Below are 17416 nucleotides of genomic sequence, written 5' to 3'. Positions count from 1 at the left end.
CAATATTCGTAATCAATTTGAGATCTTCGTTATCGTTCCGTTATCGTCCTATGAGTGGCTCCGGTCTGCACAGGCTCGGGCAACCCTCATTCGCAACGATTTGGACTTGATTCATGGCACGTATGCTCAACTCCCGCCTGTCGAAGATTTTCGCCCAGGTAGCGGCAATGGCGCTCGTCGTCGGCGGTCTCGCCGTCTTCGTCTTCACCCAGGCCAACGGCACCGGCACCGCGGAAGCGCAGCCGACCGACGGCTCGGCGCAGAACGCGGAAGCACTCGACATTGAGCTCGCCTCGGCGGTGGCCCCCTTGGGTAGCACCCAGGTGGACCTGCCGAAGGCCGTGACCGCACAGCGCGGTGACGCCACCGAACAGTTCGTCTCCACCGCCACCACGGTGGAAGAAGCACTGGAGCAGGGCGGCGTGACCGTCGGAGCCGACGACCTCGTCGAGCCAGCACTGGATTCCGCCCTGACCGACGGCGCCAAGATCACGGTGAAGGTCGTCGAGAAGTCCGAGGTCACCGAGACCCGCACCGTGGAGCACGACTCCACTGAGGAAGACGACTCCAGCCTGGAGAAGGGCAAGACCAAGGTCAAGACCGAGGGCAAGGACGGCGAAGAAGAGGTGACCTTCGAGGTGACCACCGTCGATGGCGAAGAGACCGAGCGCGAAGAGATCTCCGCCACGGTGACCACCGAACCGGTCACCGAGGTCGTTTCCGTGGGCACCAAGGAGCCGGAGCCGCAGCAGTCCTCCTCCTCCTCCTCCTCCTCCTCCTCCTCCTCCTCCTCTGATTCTTCTTCGTCTTCCTCCGAGTCCTCCAGCGCCTCGCAAGCCTCCGCTCCGACCTCCGGTGTCTGGCAGCGCCTGGCTCAGTGTGAGTCCGGTGGCAACTGGTCGATCAACACCGGCAACGGCTACTACGGCGGCCTGCAGTTCAACCCCAATACCTGGGCCGCGATGGGCGGCACCCAGTACGCGCCGCTGCCGCACCAGGCAACTCCTGCCGAGCAGATCGCCGTGGCCACCAAGCTGCAGGCCGCTGCCGGCTGGGGCCAGTGGCCGCACTGCTCGAGCCAGCTGGGACTGCGCTGATCCCCTCCTAGAGCACCCTAGAGCGAAGGACCCGCTGAAAAGCGGGTCCTTCGCTCGTTAAACACTCACAGCAGGGCGGGGGATAACATCCGCCGGGTCGAGTTCAACCACGTAGGATGGACTCCGTGACTGAGACCGATGATTCCCTGCTGTCTGCCACCGATATCCGTCGGATTGCCGCAGAAGTGGGTCTGCGCCCCACCAAAACACTCGGGCAGAACTACGTCATCGATCCCAACACCATCCGCCGTATCGTGGCCTCGGCCCGCTTGGGCGAAGGATCCCACGTGCTCGAAGTCGGGCCGGGACTGGGCTCACTCACCCTGGGGCTGCTCGACGCCGCGGAAGCGGTGACCGCCATCGAAATCGATCCGACTCCGGCCGCCCGGCTGCCGCGTACCGTCTCCGAGTTTCGTCCCGGTTCCGAAGACCGATTCAGCCTCATCACGGACGACGCCATGCACGTCACCGAGGCCGACCTGGCTAGGGCTCGGCCCGCAGCTGCGACCACCGGGCCCACCTCACTCGTGGCGAACCTGCCCTACAACGTGGCGGTGCCGGTGCTACTACACTTGCTCGCTGAGGTGCCCACCCTGACCAGTGGACTCGTGATGGTCCAAGACGAGGTGGCCGATCGACTCAGCGCCGGCCCCGGCAACAAGATCTACGGAGTGCCCTCCGTGAAACTCGCCTGGTACGCCCAGGCCGAGAAAGCAGGCGTGGTGGGCATGAACGTCTTCTGGCCCGCGCCGAAAATCCGCTCTGGACTGGTGCGATTCACCCACCGCGAGCCACCACACACCACAGCGACTCGTGACGAGGTGTTTGCGGTGATCGATGCGGCCTTCTCCCAGCGACGCAAAACGGTGCGCGCCGCGCTGGCATCCTGGGCGGGGTCATCGCAGGCGGCCGAGCACGCACTGGTGGCCGCCGGCGTGGACCCGCGTGCCCGCGGTGAAGTGCTCACGATCGAGGACTACGCCGCCATTGCCGAGCACCGCCCCTCCCCGGACATCACAGAAGAAACGTCGTGATGAGCGCGGCGACCAGCTCAGCCCGGTTCTTCGGACACGTCACCGCTTTCGCGCCGGGCCGCGTCACCCTGACCCTGCAGGTCGGGGCGATGCAGGAAGACGGTCGTCACGAGACCGCCGGTGTCGCCATGGCTATCAGCTTGGGAAACGACGTCACCGCCACGCGACGTGACGATGGCGAGATCATGGTCACCGTCAACGATGACTCCGCCGTTGTTGTGGACCATGAAGACCTGGAACTCGGCGAATCCAACATCGCGTGGCGGGCCGCCCATCTACTGCGCGAGCACCTGGGACTGGACCCGGAACATATCGGCGTCGATCTCGAACTCACCCTCAAGATCCCGCTCTCGGGAGGTCTCGGAGGACAGGCCGCCAACGCCGCCGCCGTACTGGTGGCCTGTGCTGCCCTCTGGGAAGCCGGGGTATCGCGCCAAGAACTCGCCGATCTGGGAGCCCGCCTCGACGACGACGTGCCGCTGGCCATTATGGGTGGTGCTGCCGTCTCGGTCGGCCCGGAGCAATCCCTCTCACCGATCCTCACCCGCTGCACTCTGCACGGGGTCATTGTGCCCGCCTCCGTCACGATAACCTCTGAGGAAGTGTACGAACTGCTCGACTATCTGCGCGGCACCGAATCCGTCAATGCACGCGAGCAACTGGGCATCGACACCGAACTAATGCAGTCGCTATCCCGCGGCGATGCCGAGGTGCTGTCCCTGATGATGCACAACGACCTACAAGCACCGGTGCTTGTGCTCGTGCCCGAGGTCAACAGTCTGCTGGACCTGGGGATGGATGAAGGCGCACTGTGCGGGATGGTCTCGGGATCGGGCCCGGCCACGGTGTTTATCACCCGCGACGCCGAAGACGCGGTCCACCTGGCCGGGCGCATCGCAGAACGTACCGGCATTGCCGCGATTCCCATGCACGGTCCGGTCCAGGGCGCGCGGCTGCGCTGAGGTTCACTATCCTGGAGGGGATGGCACATTTACTGGGCGCTGAGGCGCTGCACCTGGACTACCCCACGAAAACCGTCTTCGAATCGGTGACCGTTGGGATCAATGAAGGCGACCGCATCGGCATTGTCGGTCGCAACGGCGACGGCAAATCGAGCCTGCTGGGCATGCTGGCTGGCACCGTCGAGTATCAGTCGGGGCGCGTCACCAAGCGCGGGGGAGTGCGATTCGGGGTGCTCACCCAGCGCGATGACCTCGACGCCGATGCCACCGTGGGAGCCTCCATCGTCGGGGACATGGCCGAGCACGAATGGGCGGGGGACTCCCGCATCCGCGACATCATCTCCGGGCTGGTCGCCGACCTGGACTGGGAGGCTCGGATCGGCGAACTCTCCGGCGGCCAGCGACGTCGTGTGGCTCTGGCCGCACTGCTGATCGGGGACTGGGACCTGTTGGCCCTCGACGAGCCCACTAACCACCTCGACGTCGAGGGCATTGCCTGGCTGGCCGAGCATGTGAAGAATCGCTGGCCGAAAAACGCCGGTGGACTGCTGGTGATCACCCACGACCGTTGGTTCCTGGATGAGGTCTGCACCGACACCTGGGAAGTTCATGACGGGATCGTGGAACCCTTTGAAGGCGGCTACGCGGCCTACGTGTTGCAGCGGGTCGAACGCGATCGCATCAACGCGGCCACCGAGCAGAAGCGCCAGAACCTGATGCGCAAGGAACTGGCGTGGCTACGTCGCGGTGCCCCGGCCCGTACCTCGAAGCCGAAGTTCCGCATCGATGCTGCGAACCAGCTCATCGAGGATGTTCCGCCGGTGCGCGACAAGATCTCACTGCAGGCGCTCGCCGTCTCACGGCTGGGTAAAGACGTCGTGGACCTCGAGGACGTCTCCGTATCCTTCGGCGATCGCACCATTTTGAACAACGTCACCTGGCGCATCGCACCGGGGGAGCGCACCGGTATCCTCGGCGCCAACGGCGCGGGCAAATCCACCCTGTTGGGCGTGATTGCCGGCACCGTGCAACAGACCTCCGGGCGCGTCAAGCGCGGCAAGACCGTCCAGTTGGGCATCCTGGACCAGCAGTTCTCTCAACTCGACGACATCCAGAACGACCGAGTGCGCGAAGTGTTGGCCCGCACGAAAACCAGCTTCAACGTGGACGGCAAGGAGTTGACTCCGGCGCAGCTGCTGGAACGGCTGGGCTTCGCCCGAGAACACCTCTCCAGCCACGTCGCCTCTCTATCCGGCGGCCAGAAACGGCGGCTGCAACTGCTGATGGTGCTGTTGAGCGAGCCCAATGTGCTGATTCTCGATGAACCCAACAATTCGATGGGTTGTTCGTTCCGGACACCTCGATTCTACCGTCGTGGCAGGGCAACGTCACGCCCTGATGCTCGACGTCGGCTCCTTGGGAGACGGTATGGCGTGCCGTGTCGCACCGCGCCGGTCGGGAGGGGTGGTCGCTGATGGCTACACCGCTTCTGGGGGCCGAAGGGCTGCACTTGGAGTACCCGACGCGGGTGGTCTTCGACTCGCTATCGGTCGGGATCGAGGAAGGCGACCGGATCGGGATCGTCGGCCGCAACGGTGATGGCAAGTCGAGTCTGCTGGGGATGCTCTCGGGGCAGATCGAGCCGCAGGCGGGTCGGGTCACCCGACGGGGCGGCGTGCGATTCGGGGTCCTGGGTCAGAGTGACGACCTCGATCCGGAGGCCACGGTCGGGTACTCGATCGTCGGCGACGCTCCGGAGCATGAGTGGGCCAGCGATGCACGCATCCGCGATGTGATCGGCGGTCTGGTCTCGGACATCTCCTGGGATGCGGTGATCGGCCGGCTCAGCGGCGGGCAGCGGCGACGCGTAGCCCTCGCCGCCTTGTTGGTGGGTGACTACGAGCTCATCGCGCTAGATGAGCCTACGAACCATCTTGATGTGGAGGGTATCGCTTGGCTGGCTGAGCACATGAAGCGACGCTGGCCCAAGAACAGCGGCGGGCTTCTGGTCATCACCCACGATCGCTGGTTCCTCGATGAGGTCTGCACCGAGACCTGGGAGGTGCACGACGGCACGGTCGAGCCGTTCGAGGGCGGCTATGCCGCCTACGTGCTCCAGCGGGTCGAGCGAGATCGAATGGCGGCTGCGGCCGAGAGCAAGCGGCAGAACCTGATGCGCAAGGAGCTGGCCTGGCTGAGGCGGGGTGCTCCGGCGCGGACGTCGAAGCCGAAGTTTCGGATCGACGCGGCCAACGAGCTGATCGCTGACGTGCCGCCGGTGCGCAACCCCATCGAGTTGCAGCGGGTCGCTGTCGCACGTTTGGGCAAGCAGGTCGTGGACCTGGAAGACGCGAGCGTGAGCTTCGGGGACCGGACGATCCTCGATGACGTGACCTGGCGGATCGCCCCTGGTGAGCGCACCGGCATCTTGGGCGCGAACGGTGCGGGCAAGTCGACGCTGCTCGGACTGATCTGCGGCACCCTGGAGCCGACCGAGGGACGGGTCAAGCGGGGTAAGACGGTGCAGGTCGGCATCCTCGATCAGCAGTTCTCCCAGCTCGCCGATATCGGCGGTGACCGGGTGCGCGAGGTCCTGGCCCGCACCAAGACCACGTTCCAGATCGACGGGAAAGACCTCACCCCGGCGCAGCTGCTGGAACGGCTCGGCTTCGCCCGCGAACACCTCTCGGCACGCGTCGATGACCTCTCCGGCGGGCAGAAGCGGCGGCTGCAGCTGCTGATGCTGCTGCTCAGTGAGCCGAACTTGCTGCTACTAGACGAGCCTACGAACGACGTTGATGCGGACATGCTCGCCGCGTTGGAAGACCTACTGGACTCCTGGCCGGGCACGCTGATCGTGGTCTCGCACGACCGCTACCTGCTGGAGCGGGTCACGGACCAGCAGTACGCCATCTTGGACGACGGGCTGCGGCATGTGCCGGGCGGGGTGGATGAGTACCTGCGGCTGCGAGCCGCGCAGGAGCAGCAGGCCGTGACCCCGTCGCCGATGAGCGCCCAGGCCGCCGAACAGAAACCATCGTCGCCTTCGTCTTCGGAGTTGTCGGGTGCGGAGCGCCGGGCGGTGCAGAAGGAGATCGGCGCGATCGAACGCCGGCTGGAGAAGCTGTCGGGAAGCATCGACCGCATCCATCAGCGTCTCGCCGACCACGATCAGAGCGACTACGGGGGCCTGCAAGGCCATACCGATGAGCTGCGCGAGGCGGAGGGCGAGGTCGCCGAGCTCGAAGAGCGGTGGCTGGAGCTGTCCGAGTCGATCAGCTGACGGGCCAGGGCTCCCGCCCCGCAGACAGAGGTTCGCGCCTGCCGCTTCGTGAGCGACAGGCGCGAATGCTGATCCCGATGACCGGGGTGATCAGGCCTGCGGCGGTCTGTGCTCGTTTCTTGTTTCGGCGGGGGTGGGTTCTCGGTAGGTCTCGGGAACCTCTTCGGCGCGACGACTGGCTCGTGATTCTCCGATCTCCTGCAACGTGAGACGGATCAGCATCTCCGACAGCTTGTGCAGATCGGGTGGTTCGCGATGCACCGCCCTGATAGAGAAATGTCGTTCGTCGTACCGACGCCGCGAGGTCTTCTTCACGTACTTACCCATCGTGCACTCCTACGCCGAGACCGTCGGTTCGGCGATAACGTGCTCCCGAGAGTTACGCTCCGTGCGCCGCTCGGTGTGCTCGTGGATGCGCACGCGGGCAAGCAGAACCAGGCTGACGGGGCCGATCCAGAGCAACTTGAGCCCCGACCAGATCGCGACCAGCACGATGAGGTTGAGCCAGCCCGGCCCGCCGTCACGGATGATGACGGTCAGTAGGCTCGCGGCGTAGAGGTACGGGATCGCGAGCAGCATCGCCGGGATGCCCCACTTGAGGCCGCGACGGGTGCGGACCTTGTCGAGCACGATGTTGGTCGGCATCCGGCGGCGCATGAAGACGCGGATATGGATGCTGGCGAACCAGATGAGTCGGAACATGATGCCTCCAAGCACGCAACTGTGATGAGGCAGTACGTGTGGAGTGTCCCGAAGGACGGCCCCAAAAGGGGGCCTACATGGTGAGGGGCGAATCTGCCTCTGTGCTTCTCACTCTACGCCGCGCGTACGACGCGCGGTAGCCCCCGCGGGCCGTGCTCGGTCGCTGGCGGTGCACCTTGCCGGTGACCGTCTGGGAAGGGACACAGATCATGGCGAAGCTGGCAGAGCAGGCGAAGGGTGAGCGGCAGGCACGGATGATGCTGTCGATGATCGCCGAGCCTGACGACGCGGCCACCGGCCGCATCCTGCACCGACTCGGCGGGGTCGAGACGCTCCGGCTGCTCGAAGACGACCAGGCCGCGGTGCCGGAGATGAACCGCGCCGATGCGATCGCCTGGCTCAACCGCGTCGCCCCGCGCATTGAGGGCGACATCTCGGCACGAGTTGCGGAGGCGGAACGAGCCGGTATGTCCACGCTCATCCCGACCGATACGGACTGGCCGCACGCGCTCAACGACCTCGGCTCCCGCGCCCCGTACCTGCTGTGGACACGCGGGGCGACCTCCTTCCTCGCAGGCGCTCTCACGGATCGGGTCACGATGACCGGCTCCCGGGCGGCCAGCGAGTACGGCGTCCAGGTCGCCGGGCATCTCGCCGGAGACCTGGCCCAACAGGAGCGCACCATCGTCGCCGGCGGCGCCTACGGCATCGACGCCGCAGCACACCGGTCGGCACTCGCCGACGGTGGAGGCACGATCGCGGTACTGGCCGGCGGCATTGACCGTCCCTACCCGCGCGGGAACTCGGACCTGCTGGCCCGGATCGGCGATCTGGGGGTGCTGGCCAGCGAGGCTCCTCCGGGGGCGACGCCGACCCGGTGGCGGTTCATGGCCCGCGCCCGTCTGCTGGGTGCGCTCTCGGGCGCGACGGTGATCCCAGAGGCAGGCTTCCGGTCGGGATCGCTGCTGGTGGCAACAGAAGCCCACCGGCATAGCCGCGCCGTCGGAGCGGTCCCCGGCCCGGTCACGTCGGCGGCGAGTGTGGGGCCGCATGAGCTCATCAAGCGCGGACGCGCCGAGATCATCACCGATACCGCGGACGTGACCGCCCTGCTGGATTCGCTGGATGATCCAGGCCGGCTGCTGAACCGCCAGGCAGCCTATCGGCCGTTCGAGACTCAGGAGCCCGCTTCTTTCGGGTTGCCGACAATTCGTCAGTTCTAGGATCGCCACGCTGAAAACGTCGAGACCACACGGGCGAGAAGCCGTCTCTGTGGAGCGCAGTCATCCCGGCAGAGGTGCCCTTCACTCGGTTGATGGGTTGAGTGCAGCGGAAACTAAATCGTTGCCACTACTTCTCCGAGAAGCGAACGTTCAAAACTAGTAAGCGGTATTCTCTCTGTGCCACGCAACGCCTGAATTGCTTCAAGCATCTCATCGAGACTTCGGGAGTTCCCAAGTCCGCGTACCAACTGTCGCGATATCTCAAGAGGCAGGCCGTACTCCTCCAACGTAGTGAGATGCGGAGCGGAGAACATGCTCTCAACTCGGGCCGCGAAACCGTCGAATGACCCAGATTCCAATCCGCGCTCCTCAAGAATCTCGCTCACGACTACATCGAGCGCCCTCAACGCAGTGGGAAAATTGTGGTCTAGCCAGTACCGCACGAAATCGAACGCCGCCTCAATCTTCTCGTCAACGCTGGAAGATTGATCATGTTCGTTCTCAACAAACCCCGCGATAATGTCCTTCATTCGGCCTTCAACGAGAGACGCTTGATTGACTTGATAAGCGAGTTGCTGCGCGCTGTATGCGCCGTGCCCACGATGATACGAAGGAGGAATGTAGTTCCATATCAGTTCGCAGACTGCCCGAAGCTCCGCCCATTTTGGGTAGGAAGTAGACCACTGCAGCGGCTGAAGCCGTGACGTGGGCAGCGTGCGAATATGCTTCGCAAGCTCGGTTGCAGCTTCCGGTTCCACACCCTTTATCGAGCGCAGAACCTTCAGGCTAAGGCCCGACTCTTCTAATACAGGTGACACCCGCTCCCTGGTCTCGTCGCTCCAATCTCCTTCGTCGATCTGCACGAGTAGTGAACTCGGGGCAATATCGCTTTGGCTGACTCCAGGAATGTCAATCTCGGGAAACTCTCTCGTCGGGGCATCATGAAAGAGCACGATCTCACCCACGAAATGCTTAAACATTCTGCCAACACGGCCACGTATGTTGGCGAATGTGAAGTAGTTGTATGCCCTATTAGCAACTTTGCGATCAAGAATTATGATGCGTTTTGCTCGGGTATTGACTCCTTCGATCAGAGAGTTCGTGCAGACAAGCGTGTCAAGATCACCGTCTTCGAATCCCTGTACCATCTTTTGTGCGAGCCAACGAGGAAGGCGTCCATGATGCACACCCACTCCACGTCGCAGCGCTCTTGAGACAATCCAATCCGGATGGTAGTTCTCTTCGATCCACTCGGCTACTTCCGGTAAGCCCCGACTAACGGTCGCGCCACTTGACCGCTGTTCGATCAGCGCTTCCAAAACCTTTCGCGTCTTTGCTGGGCTTTGGCAATATACCAATGTGGGGTCACAGGACGAACCAATCAGTTCGGCTACTATCGCGAGGCGTTCTTCGTCGTTTGAAGCCTTGAGTTTTCTGGTGTCAGCAGCAACGGTGGAGAAATCAGTTCTGATGAAAGAAGCACGAAGGTTAGAAGGGAGGACTGATGCGAGGCCCTCCACGACTGGACCCGCAAAGTAAAACTGGGCGCCAGTCTTAGCGAGTCGCAAGAATGCCTGATTCAACATTGATGCGCGTTGTTCTAGAGTGCCTTCGCTCTCCTCCGCAAGCTTGTAGAACTCGTCAATGAAGAAGAAATCAACCGCAGGGAGTTGAGGAACCGCGAGCAACCGCTCCTGTGTCATGACCAGGATGTTGCGTTCACTCAACTCCTGGTTCGGGTGGGTGACAATCTTGTACTCACGAAATTGGGAGAGGCGTCGGCGGGTCTCATCCAGAAGTGCGATTGTAGGAACCACGAGTACCAGGTTCTTGTACCTGCCAGTTTGAACTAGTGCATCTATAACCACACTCTTTCCAAAGCTGGTTGGCGCCGAGAGAATTACATTCTCTCCTTCAACCAGGCGGTGAAATACTTGAGACTGAATGCGGTGGAAGACGGTCTCAGAGGCTGGGTTGGGTCGGTTCATTTCCATGATGACCGCATCCCGAAGAGAGTCATGGTCTGCACCTTGAACGGCATAGGGGTACAGTCCGTGCAGCATTGCTAAACTTCGAAGGATTTCGCCCTCGGGTCCCGTCCTACTGATTTTCTCAAGCGCTCGAATTACAAGATCCGTGCTTTCAGATCCGATGCCATTAATTGAAGTGAAAGCAGCAATATCGGATAGGATCTCAAACGCGTCGTCAACCTCACCGCGTAGCAGAGATGTCAGTTCTGCGTGAGAGCCTGCCATGCTTTCAACCTCCCATCGAAAGCGGACGTGAGTTCGGCCTTGGTGTCCATTGGGAAGAAAAACACGTGTGCCCTGATCTGACGAGGAAGTGTCCAGTTCTCGTACCTGTCTCGCAGACTCTTCCAGTTGTTCATGACCTCGGTTCGTAGATCAGCGAGGTACTCCTCAGTGCTCTCCTTGTGCCTGCCCGCAGCTTCGCTGTCATAGGAAATGAAGATAGGAACTACGACACTCTTGAATGTTCTGTCCAACGAGGTCTTTCGAGACAACAGCGCGGTGATCTTGTCCCGGTGAGGATAGTCGTCAGGAATCTTGTCGGTTATGGCGGCAAATTCGTACCGCAGGTAGTCGCGACTGAGATGTAGCTTCAGCTCATCATATATTGCGCTGGCTGCACCGTAGCTGTCTTTATAGAGCTTCGATTCGCCAAGCCAGAGTTCCAGTTCCCCGGAGGCTCCTGTATCGACAATGTGGGCACAGTCGAAACCTTTGACAGTGTCGTTGGCAGCGTCTTTGAAGTAGATCCGGGATATAAGTCTCGAACTTCCATAGAACTTGCGCAGAATCATGTGAAGGAGGAGTTCACCAATTTCTCCTCTTCTCTCAAAGTCAATGGTGGCGTAGACACGACTGAGAGCCTTCCCGAGCAGTGCTGTGCCAGTAGCGTGGTTGTACCCTTCCAGTTCTTGCGTAGGAAGAATCCAATCTGCTGCCCAATTGATCAGATCGACGCTGAGGTCATCGGAGCGCCATGTTCCATCTTCGAAACCGGCGCAAAACGTTGCAGATGGTAAGAGACTGTCGGTGTGATCTACGACGAGTTCAAGGATCGTCTCAGGAACTGGGAGCTTCGTAGCCATTGCCGACAGTTACCTCCGTGGATAGCTGAAGACGCTCAACGGAGGTGCCCATGAGGTCGAAGTTGCTGTCATAGCTACGCGTGCCGCAGCCATGCGGTTGAGTCACATCCTATCCTCTTCGGCTGTAGCCAAGAGGTCCTCTGGCGTGAGTGTCACCAGATGTCACAGGGATCGTTCTTGCCTCCTGACGCTGACAGAACGTTGGGCGACAGAGTCTCCGGTCTGAGGAGTATCCGCAGCTACCCGACGTATGGCTGCCGCTGCGCGGGCGCGGTCAATCTTCTGCGCCGCGCTCTGGGGTGCCGGGCCGAGTGGGGTGTCGTCGCTGATTTGATAGCGGTCGCGGTAGGCCGCGATGGTCCGGGCGTCACGTCGCCAGCGTGCCTGTTCGCGGTCACCGGACGGCGGGTCGCCGAGCGGCTGGGTCCACGGTTCGCCGGTCTGGCGGGCGGTGTCGAGGATCGCGTCGGCGCGGGTCTCGATCAGCTCGCGGCGCTCGGTCAGCGCTTCGCGCATGTCTGCGGCGATCGGGCCTTGCGCGTGCGGGATGAGGCCGGCGATCAGCCGCGGGGTCTTTCTCGTGCGCCCCGACCCGGCCGGCTGGGCGGTGGCGCGGGCGAGGCGGTAGTGCATGACCTTGGCGATGTCCTCGGCGTCATCGAAGCCGCGAGCAGCCACCAGGCGCGGGAAGAGCGTATCGACGTCGTGGTGGTTGGCCTCGGCGCGGCGCAGCTCGGCGGTCAGCGCTCCGAACGCGACCGAGCCCAGCGTGGCGTCGGCCTGTTCTTCGGTCAGGCCCGAGTCGCGGATGAGGGCGGCCCAGCGGTCGTGTTGGGCGGCTGCGGCGATGGTTTCGTACTCGGCGGCGAGCTGGGCGATCGAGCCCCACTGGTCCTGCTCGGCGGTGATCGTCTCGTGCGCGGAGAGCTCGGCTCCCGAGTGCTGCAGCACCCCGAACAACACGCTCCGCCCGGTGGCTTCCTCGTTGTCCGAGGGGTGTGGTGCGGCGTGGTCGTCGGGTCGGTCGAGGACGACGTAGGCGCGATTAGATTCCTTGCCGCGGGTCATTGCGACATAGAAGTTCTCACGTGTCGAGGACGGCTCGATCAGAACGTGGGCGGTGTCGACGGTGATGCCCTGCGCCCGGTGCGCGGTGACCGCGTATCCCAGATCGACGTGCTCGGCCACGTAGTCGGCCGGCAGCACGATCGACCCGGTGCGGCGTCCGGGCTTGCGGATCGTGATCGACCCGTCATCGCGCACGTCGGTGATCTGCCACCGTTCGCCGTTGCGCACCCATCCCCGGCCTGTGCCGGTGCGCAGGCGTCGATCGTTGCGGCGGGTGATGACCGTGTCCCCGACGCCAGCGGACGTGCCCTCGGCCAGTGCGACCTCCCGGCCGGGTTTGATCTTCCCGGCCAGGATGAGATCGGCGCGGGCCCTCGCGTTGAGCGCGGTCACGTCTTCACGGGTCTCGGCGATCAGCACCGAGGCCCGTCTGGCGTCGCGGTCGGCACGCCAAGCGGTGTAGGCGGCATCGATCATGTCCTCGGCATCGCCGTCGCTGATGCGGCCGTGACCTGCGTAGGTGTCGATCACGCGGGTGCGGCCGTGGCGCAGATCGAGGGAGGCGGTCTTCTCCCATTCGTGGACGAAGCGGTGCACGTCCACGAGCTCGGGGGCGTCGTCGCGGTCGGCCACGAGCATCCCGAAGCTCCCGCCCGCATCGACGGATTGGAGCTGTCCGTAGTCGCCGACCAGCAGCACTTTCGCGCCCGTCTCGGCTGCGAGGCCGGTGATGCGCTCCAGCGACAGAGTGCCCGCGAGGCTGGCTTCGTCGATGATGACGAGCTGCCCGGCCTGGAACGTCTCCCCGCGGAGAAGGTGGTTCTGCCACCACTTCGCCGTGTTCTCGGTCGCGATCCCGAGATCATCGCCGAGGACCTGCGCCGCCACGGCAGAGGGAGCCAGCCCGACCACGGTCCCGTGGCCGTGCTGCTTCTCCCATGCCCGCCGCAATGCCGACATGGCGGTGGTCTTCCCGGCACCTGCCGGGCCGACCAGCACGTCGAGAACACGGCCGGAGACCGCGATCTGGGTGAGCGCTGCGGCCTGGTCGTCGCCGAGCAGGCGCCCTTCCTGGTCGGGCTTCGCGGTGATCTTCTCGACCGTCTCGACCTCGACGGTCGGGCCGGTCAGGGTGCGGGAGCGTTCCAGGAGACGGTCTTCGGCCTCCAGCAGCACCGTGGAGGAGAACACGGTCGAGTGGCGGGGCCGGAACACGCTGGTGCCGTCTGGGCGGCGGAACGCGGCCGGGCTGGTGGCGAGCTCGGGCGGCGTCAGCCGCAGTGAGGCCTGCTCGGCGGCATCGGCGATCATCCCCACGATCGCCTCCCGGTCGCTGGCGGTCGCGAATCGCCATGCCATCGACTGCCGGCTCGCTTCGGAGTGCAGGTTCCATCGCCGCCAGGTCGAGCGTTTCTCGCCGACGACCTCGACCACCGCCTGCCCGAGCTCGGAGATCACCTCCAATGGCACATCATCTGCCCGCAACGGCCGCACCTGCTGCGCCTCGGCGAGAAGGCTGCCGGCCCAGCCGGTCGCGTCCTCACCCAGCAGTTGGCCGGCCCGGTCGCGCCAGCCAGCGGTCAGGTCGGCCAGGGAATGGACCTGCTTCTCGGGCCGGGTGGCGAGAGTGGCCTGGGCGCGCAGGCGCACGATCGTCCGTGCGGAGGGCCGGCGGCCGTGCTCGGCGGTGTAGGCGGCGATGAGCCGGTCGGTTTCGGCGTCGATATCGCGGGCGCGGGAGGAGAACTCCTCGACCAGCTCCTCGCTGACCCCGGTGATCTCCCACGCCGGGTTGCGGTCCCGGCCCCGATCCCGTGCCTCCCACTCCACGCCGAGCGTGCCGGTGAGGCGGTCGGCCAGGACCGCGTTGTAATGCTCCGAGAGCGCGACGACCGCCGCGTGCATGGGCCGCCCGTCCAGCGACCGCCAGCGTCCGTCCAACGCGGTCTGGACCTTGTTGGAGATCACGACGTGGGTGTGCAGCTGCGGGTCCCCGGAGCGGCTGTCGTAGTGATCGAACGCCGTGGCGATCAGCCCGGTCACGTCGACCTGGGCAACCGCGCCGTCCGCGGCGGTGTAGCCGGTGCGGGTCGCGGCGACCTCGCGCTCCATGAAGTCCACGACCTCGGCGATCGCGTCGTGATGCGCCTGGGCGATCAGAGCCTGCGTGCCGGCGTCGGCCACGCCCCACAGCACCGAAACGGACTTCGGCACCGAGAACGTGTAGTCGAAGCCCGCGACCGCACGGCGGTTGCCCCGCTCGGTCTCCTTGGCCTCGATCTGGCTGATCTGCTCGGCACGCTCACCCATCCCCAGGCCGGGGTCGAGATCGGCGACGCGCTTCTCAATCCGCTCCGCGACCGAGACATACCTCGGGAAAGCCCGTCCGAGCGGATCGCCGCTGACAGGGTCGCGGCCCATCCCGATCAGCAACTGCAACTGCGGCTCCGAGACCTCATCGCCGAGAGCGATCTGCCCGTCGCCGAGGCCGTGCAGAGCCGACCCCATCCAAGAACCCGGTGGTGTTCCCTCCTCCGTGTAATACCTCGTCAGCGGGGTTGAGAGGGAGCGGTCACCGTCGGCGGCAGCGATCGTGCGCAGCAGATACTTGTACCCGTCGCCCGCGCTCATCACCCGCATCGAGACCGTCACACCGAGCAGGTGAGCAAGCGCTCCAAGGCGACCCCGCGCTCACAGTGACGGCGGGGTCCCGGACTCCTTGTAATAGCGCCTCAGCGCGGTAGCGACCACCCGGGCACCGTCACCGACGGCCACGCTGCTTTACAGATACCGGTAGCCCTGCCCTGCCGTCGTCACCCGGATCGAGACCGTCACATCAGGCAGGTACGCCACCCCGGCGTGCCCCACCACCGCACCGAGAGTGGTGTCATGTCGGTGGCGTGGTCTCGTCGCCTCTGATGTCCAGCTATGAACGCTAGCCTTGGACAGCATGGTGGACAGGACGACTCTCGACGGTAGTCGCGATGCGTCTGCGTCTCAGGGCTGGATGAGGGCGCATCGACGTCTCATCGATGTGGCCGTTGCGGTGCTGGTGTTCGCCTACGACTTGATGTTCCTCGTCGTCATGCTGGTAGGCGGTGAGTTTACGCCGCTGATGTTCGGGACCGCGCTGGTGCTGTCGCTTGCGATGTGCGTGCTCTATCCGCTCCGGTGCCGGTCGCTCCCGTGGGTTTTTGCTGGCATGTTCACCGCGGCGGCGGTGCAGGTCGCCATCGGTATCGGGCTCGCGCCGGCCTCGGTGGTCATGCTGGGGCTCATGCTGTACGCGATCGGTTCGTGGGGAGCCTGGAGACTGCTGATCCCGGCTGTCGTGCTGACGGCAGGATGGGCGGTGCTCGCCGGCGTCCCGGTGGTGCAGGATGACCGTGCGCGCGTCGGTGAGATCGGGATGCTGATGCTCGCCTACGTTCTCGTTGCGCTCGTGGGACGCCTTCTCCGTGGACGACGTGAACGGTTCGAGGCGCTGCAGGCACGTGCCGAGCAGTTGACGCGGGAGCGGGATGCGCAGGCGGTGATCGCGGCCGCTGAGGAGCGGACACGGATCGCCCGGGAGATCCACGACATCGTCTCGCACAGCCTGGGCACGATGGTGGTGATGGCCGACGGCGCCGCGCAGAGGGCGACGGCAGACCCCGAGCAGGCGGGCGCCGCGATGGAGCGGGTGCGCGATACCGGCCGCGACGCGATGAACGAGATGCGGCGGATGCTCGGGGTGCTCCGCACCGCCGACCCCACCGGACGCTCGCCGCAGCCCGGCCTCGGCGAGGTGGATCGGCTCGTGGCGGAGGTGCGTGCGACGGGGCTGCGGGTCGATGTGTCGACCGCGGGCGTGCCGGTGCAGTTGCCGTCGGGTCTCGATCTTGCGGCGTTCCGAATCGTGCAGGAAGCGCTGACGAATGCGCGCAAGCACGGCGGGCCGCTGTTGAGCCTGGCGAAGGTGTCCGTAACGTACCGACCTGACGCGGTGGAGCTCACCGTCACCGACGACGGTCGCGAGCCCGCCGCCGTGGCGGCTGGGGCAGGTGGAGGGCACGGCCTGGTCGGGATGCGCGAGCGCGTTGATGCCTATGGAGGCTCGCTGCGCGCCGGGCCGCGTCCGGGCGGCGGCTACGAGGTCCATGCGACGTTGCCCCTGGGAGGTGGTGCGGGATGACGATCCGGCTGGTGCTGGTCGATGACCAGGAAATGTATCGGGCTGGGTTCCGGATGGTGCTGAGCACCCGCCCGGAGTTCGAGGTCGTCGGCGACGCCGACGACGGCGACACCGCGCTCGAGCTGTTGCGCACGGTCGAGGCGGACGTGGTGCTGATGGATGTGCGGATGCCCCGCATGGACGGGGTGGAGGCGACCCGGCGCATCCGTGAGAACGACGGCCCGCGGGTGCTGGTGCTGACGACGTTCGATCTGGACGAGTACGCCTATGACGCGATCCAGGCCGGCGCCTCCGGGTTCCTGCTGAAGGACGCCCCGCTCGAAGAGCTCGTCGCGGCGATCCGGCACGTCCATGATGGTGACGCGGTGGTCGCGCCGAGCACCACCCGCCGCCTGCTGGATCGTTTTGCCGAGCAGCGGCCCGACCCGCCTCACGCTCGTGCCTGGGATGGAGCGGGCGTCTCCGAGTTGACGGCGCGAGAGCGCGAGGTGCTGGAACTGATCGCTCAGGGCCTGTCGAACGGCGAGATCGCCGAGCGTCTGGTGATCGCCGAGAGCACGGCGAGGGTGCATGTCGGTCGCATCCTCGCGAAGCTCGGCCTGCGCGACCGCGTGCAAGCGGTCGTGATGGCGTATCAGAGCGGGCTCGTCCGCACTGACACGTAAGCGGATCGAGTACGCGACCGGCCCGCGGGTAAGCGGAACGCGTAGCGAAAGATCGTCGTCCAGGCAGACGATTCCTCGCGTGATTCTGGCGAG

Annotated in this window: 12 protein-coding genes and 1 pseudogene; 8 read left to right on the top strand and 5 right to left on the bottom strand. The window is 64.7% G+C overall.

Annotated elements, in window-relative coordinates:
• The first annotated feature begins 113 nt into the window (after window positions 1-113).
• From O1A05_RS14620 to O1A05_RS14600, 5 genes and pseudogenes are all read left to right on the top strand, one after another.
• Complete coding sequence (locus O1A05_RS14620; protein WP_270105897.1) at window positions 114-1097, top strand: resuscitation-promoting factor; 984 nt, start codon at window positions 114-116, stop codon at window positions 1095-1097.
• 125 nt (window positions 1098-1222) lie between these two features.
• Window positions 1223-2131: a 16S rRNA (adenine(1518)-N(6)/adenine(1519)-N(6))-dimethyltransferase RsmA gene (gene rsmA / locus O1A05_RS14615; RefSeq protein WP_270105896.1), complete on the top strand. Its 909-nt coding sequence runs from the start codon at window positions 1223-1225 to the stop codon at window positions 2129-2131.
• Window positions 2131-3093 carry a GHMP family kinase ATP-binding protein gene (locus O1A05_RS14610; protein WP_270105895.1) on the top strand — a complete coding sequence of 321 codons (963 nt, stop codon included), beginning with the start codon at window positions 2131-2133 and terminating at the stop codon, window positions 3091-3093. The genes rsmA and O1A05_RS14610 overlap by 1 nt, the downstream gene beginning before the upstream one ends.
• 20 nt (window positions 3094-3113) lie before the next feature.
• Window positions 3114-4433, top strand: a pseudogene (locus O1A05_RS14605) (ABC-F family ATP-binding cassette domain-containing protein); the annotation flags it as partial.
• Between the two features lie 134 nt (window positions 4434-4567).
• A complete protein-coding gene (locus tag O1A05_RS14600) occupies window positions 4568-6376 on the top strand; it encodes an ABC-F family ATP-binding cassette domain-containing protein (RefSeq protein ID WP_270105894.1) in 1809 nt (602 codons plus the stop codon).
• 90 nt (window positions 6377-6466) lie between these two features.
• On the opposite strand, the gene O1A05_RS14595 is transcribed toward O1A05_RS14600, so the two are convergent.
• Together O1A05_RS14595 and O1A05_RS14590 are read right to left on the bottom strand one after the other, a co-directional pair.
• Window positions 6467-6703 carry a hypothetical protein gene (locus O1A05_RS14595; RefSeq protein ID WP_119297042.1) on the bottom strand — a complete coding sequence of 79 codons (237 nt, stop codon included), beginning with the start codon at window positions 6701-6703 and terminating at the stop codon, window positions 6467-6469.
• A gap of 9 nt (window positions 6704-6712) precedes the next feature.
• Window positions 6713-7078, bottom strand: coding sequence for a sulfate permease (locus O1A05_RS14590; protein ID WP_119297043.1), 366 nt, complete (start codon window positions 7076-7078; stop codon window positions 6713-6715).
• A gap of 209 nt (window positions 7079-7287) precedes the next feature.
• On the opposite strand from O1A05_RS14590, the gene O1A05_RS14585 reads away from it, so the two are divergent.
• Window positions 7288-8301, top strand: coding sequence for a DNA-processing protein DprA (locus tag O1A05_RS14585; protein ID WP_270105893.1), 1014 nt, complete (start codon window positions 7288-7290; stop codon window positions 8299-8301).
• 113 nt (window positions 8302-8414) lie between these two features.
• Here O1A05_RS14585 and O1A05_RS14580 read toward each other — a convergent pair whose 3' ends face one another.
• The 3 genes from O1A05_RS14580 to mobF all read right to left on the bottom strand — a co-directional run bounded on the left by O1A05_RS14580 (window position 8415) and on the right by mobF (window position 15124).
• On the bottom strand, window positions 8415-10556 hold the full coding sequence (locus O1A05_RS14580) for a DEAD/DEAH box helicase (protein ID WP_119297044.1): 2142 nt from the start codon (window positions 10554-10556) through the stop codon (window positions 8415-8417).
• Window positions 10532-11416: a HamA C-terminal domain-containing protein gene (locus O1A05_RS14575; protein ID WP_119297045.1), complete on the bottom strand. Its 885-nt coding sequence runs from the start codon at window positions 11414-11416 to the stop codon at window positions 10532-10534. Before O1A05_RS14575 ends, O1A05_RS14580 begins: the two co-directional genes overlap by 25 nt.
• A 162-nt stretch (window positions 11417-11578) precedes the next feature.
• Complete coding sequence (gene mobF, locus O1A05_RS14570; RefSeq protein WP_270107606.1) at window positions 11579-15124, bottom strand: MobF family relaxase; 3546 nt, start codon at window positions 15122-15124, stop codon at window positions 11579-11581.
• A 406-nt stretch (window positions 15125-15530) separates the two neighbouring features.
• Here mobF and O1A05_RS14565 point away from each other — a divergent pair, with 406 nt between their 5' ends.
• Both O1A05_RS14565 and O1A05_RS14560 read left to right on the top strand, forming a co-directional pair.
• Window positions 15531-16658 (top strand): sensor histidine kinase, encoded by a 1128-nt coding sequence (locus O1A05_RS14565; RefSeq protein ID WP_270105892.1) that lies wholly within the window; start codon window positions 15531-15533, stop codon window positions 16656-16658.
• A complete protein-coding gene (locus tag O1A05_RS14560) occupies window positions 16655-17323 on the top strand; it encodes a response regulator (RefSeq protein WP_270105891.1) in 669 nt (222 codons plus the stop codon). The genes O1A05_RS14565 and O1A05_RS14560 overlap by 4 nt, the downstream gene beginning before the upstream one ends.
• Window positions 17324-17416 lie beyond the last annotated feature (93 nt).

The sequence above is a fragment of the Citricoccus sp. NR2 genome (genome assembly GCF_027594385.1).
Classification (GTDB): Bacteria; Actinomycetota; Actinomycetes; order Actinomycetales; family Micrococcaceae; genus CmP2.
This window is presented reverse-complemented; position numbering and strand designations above follow the sequence as displayed.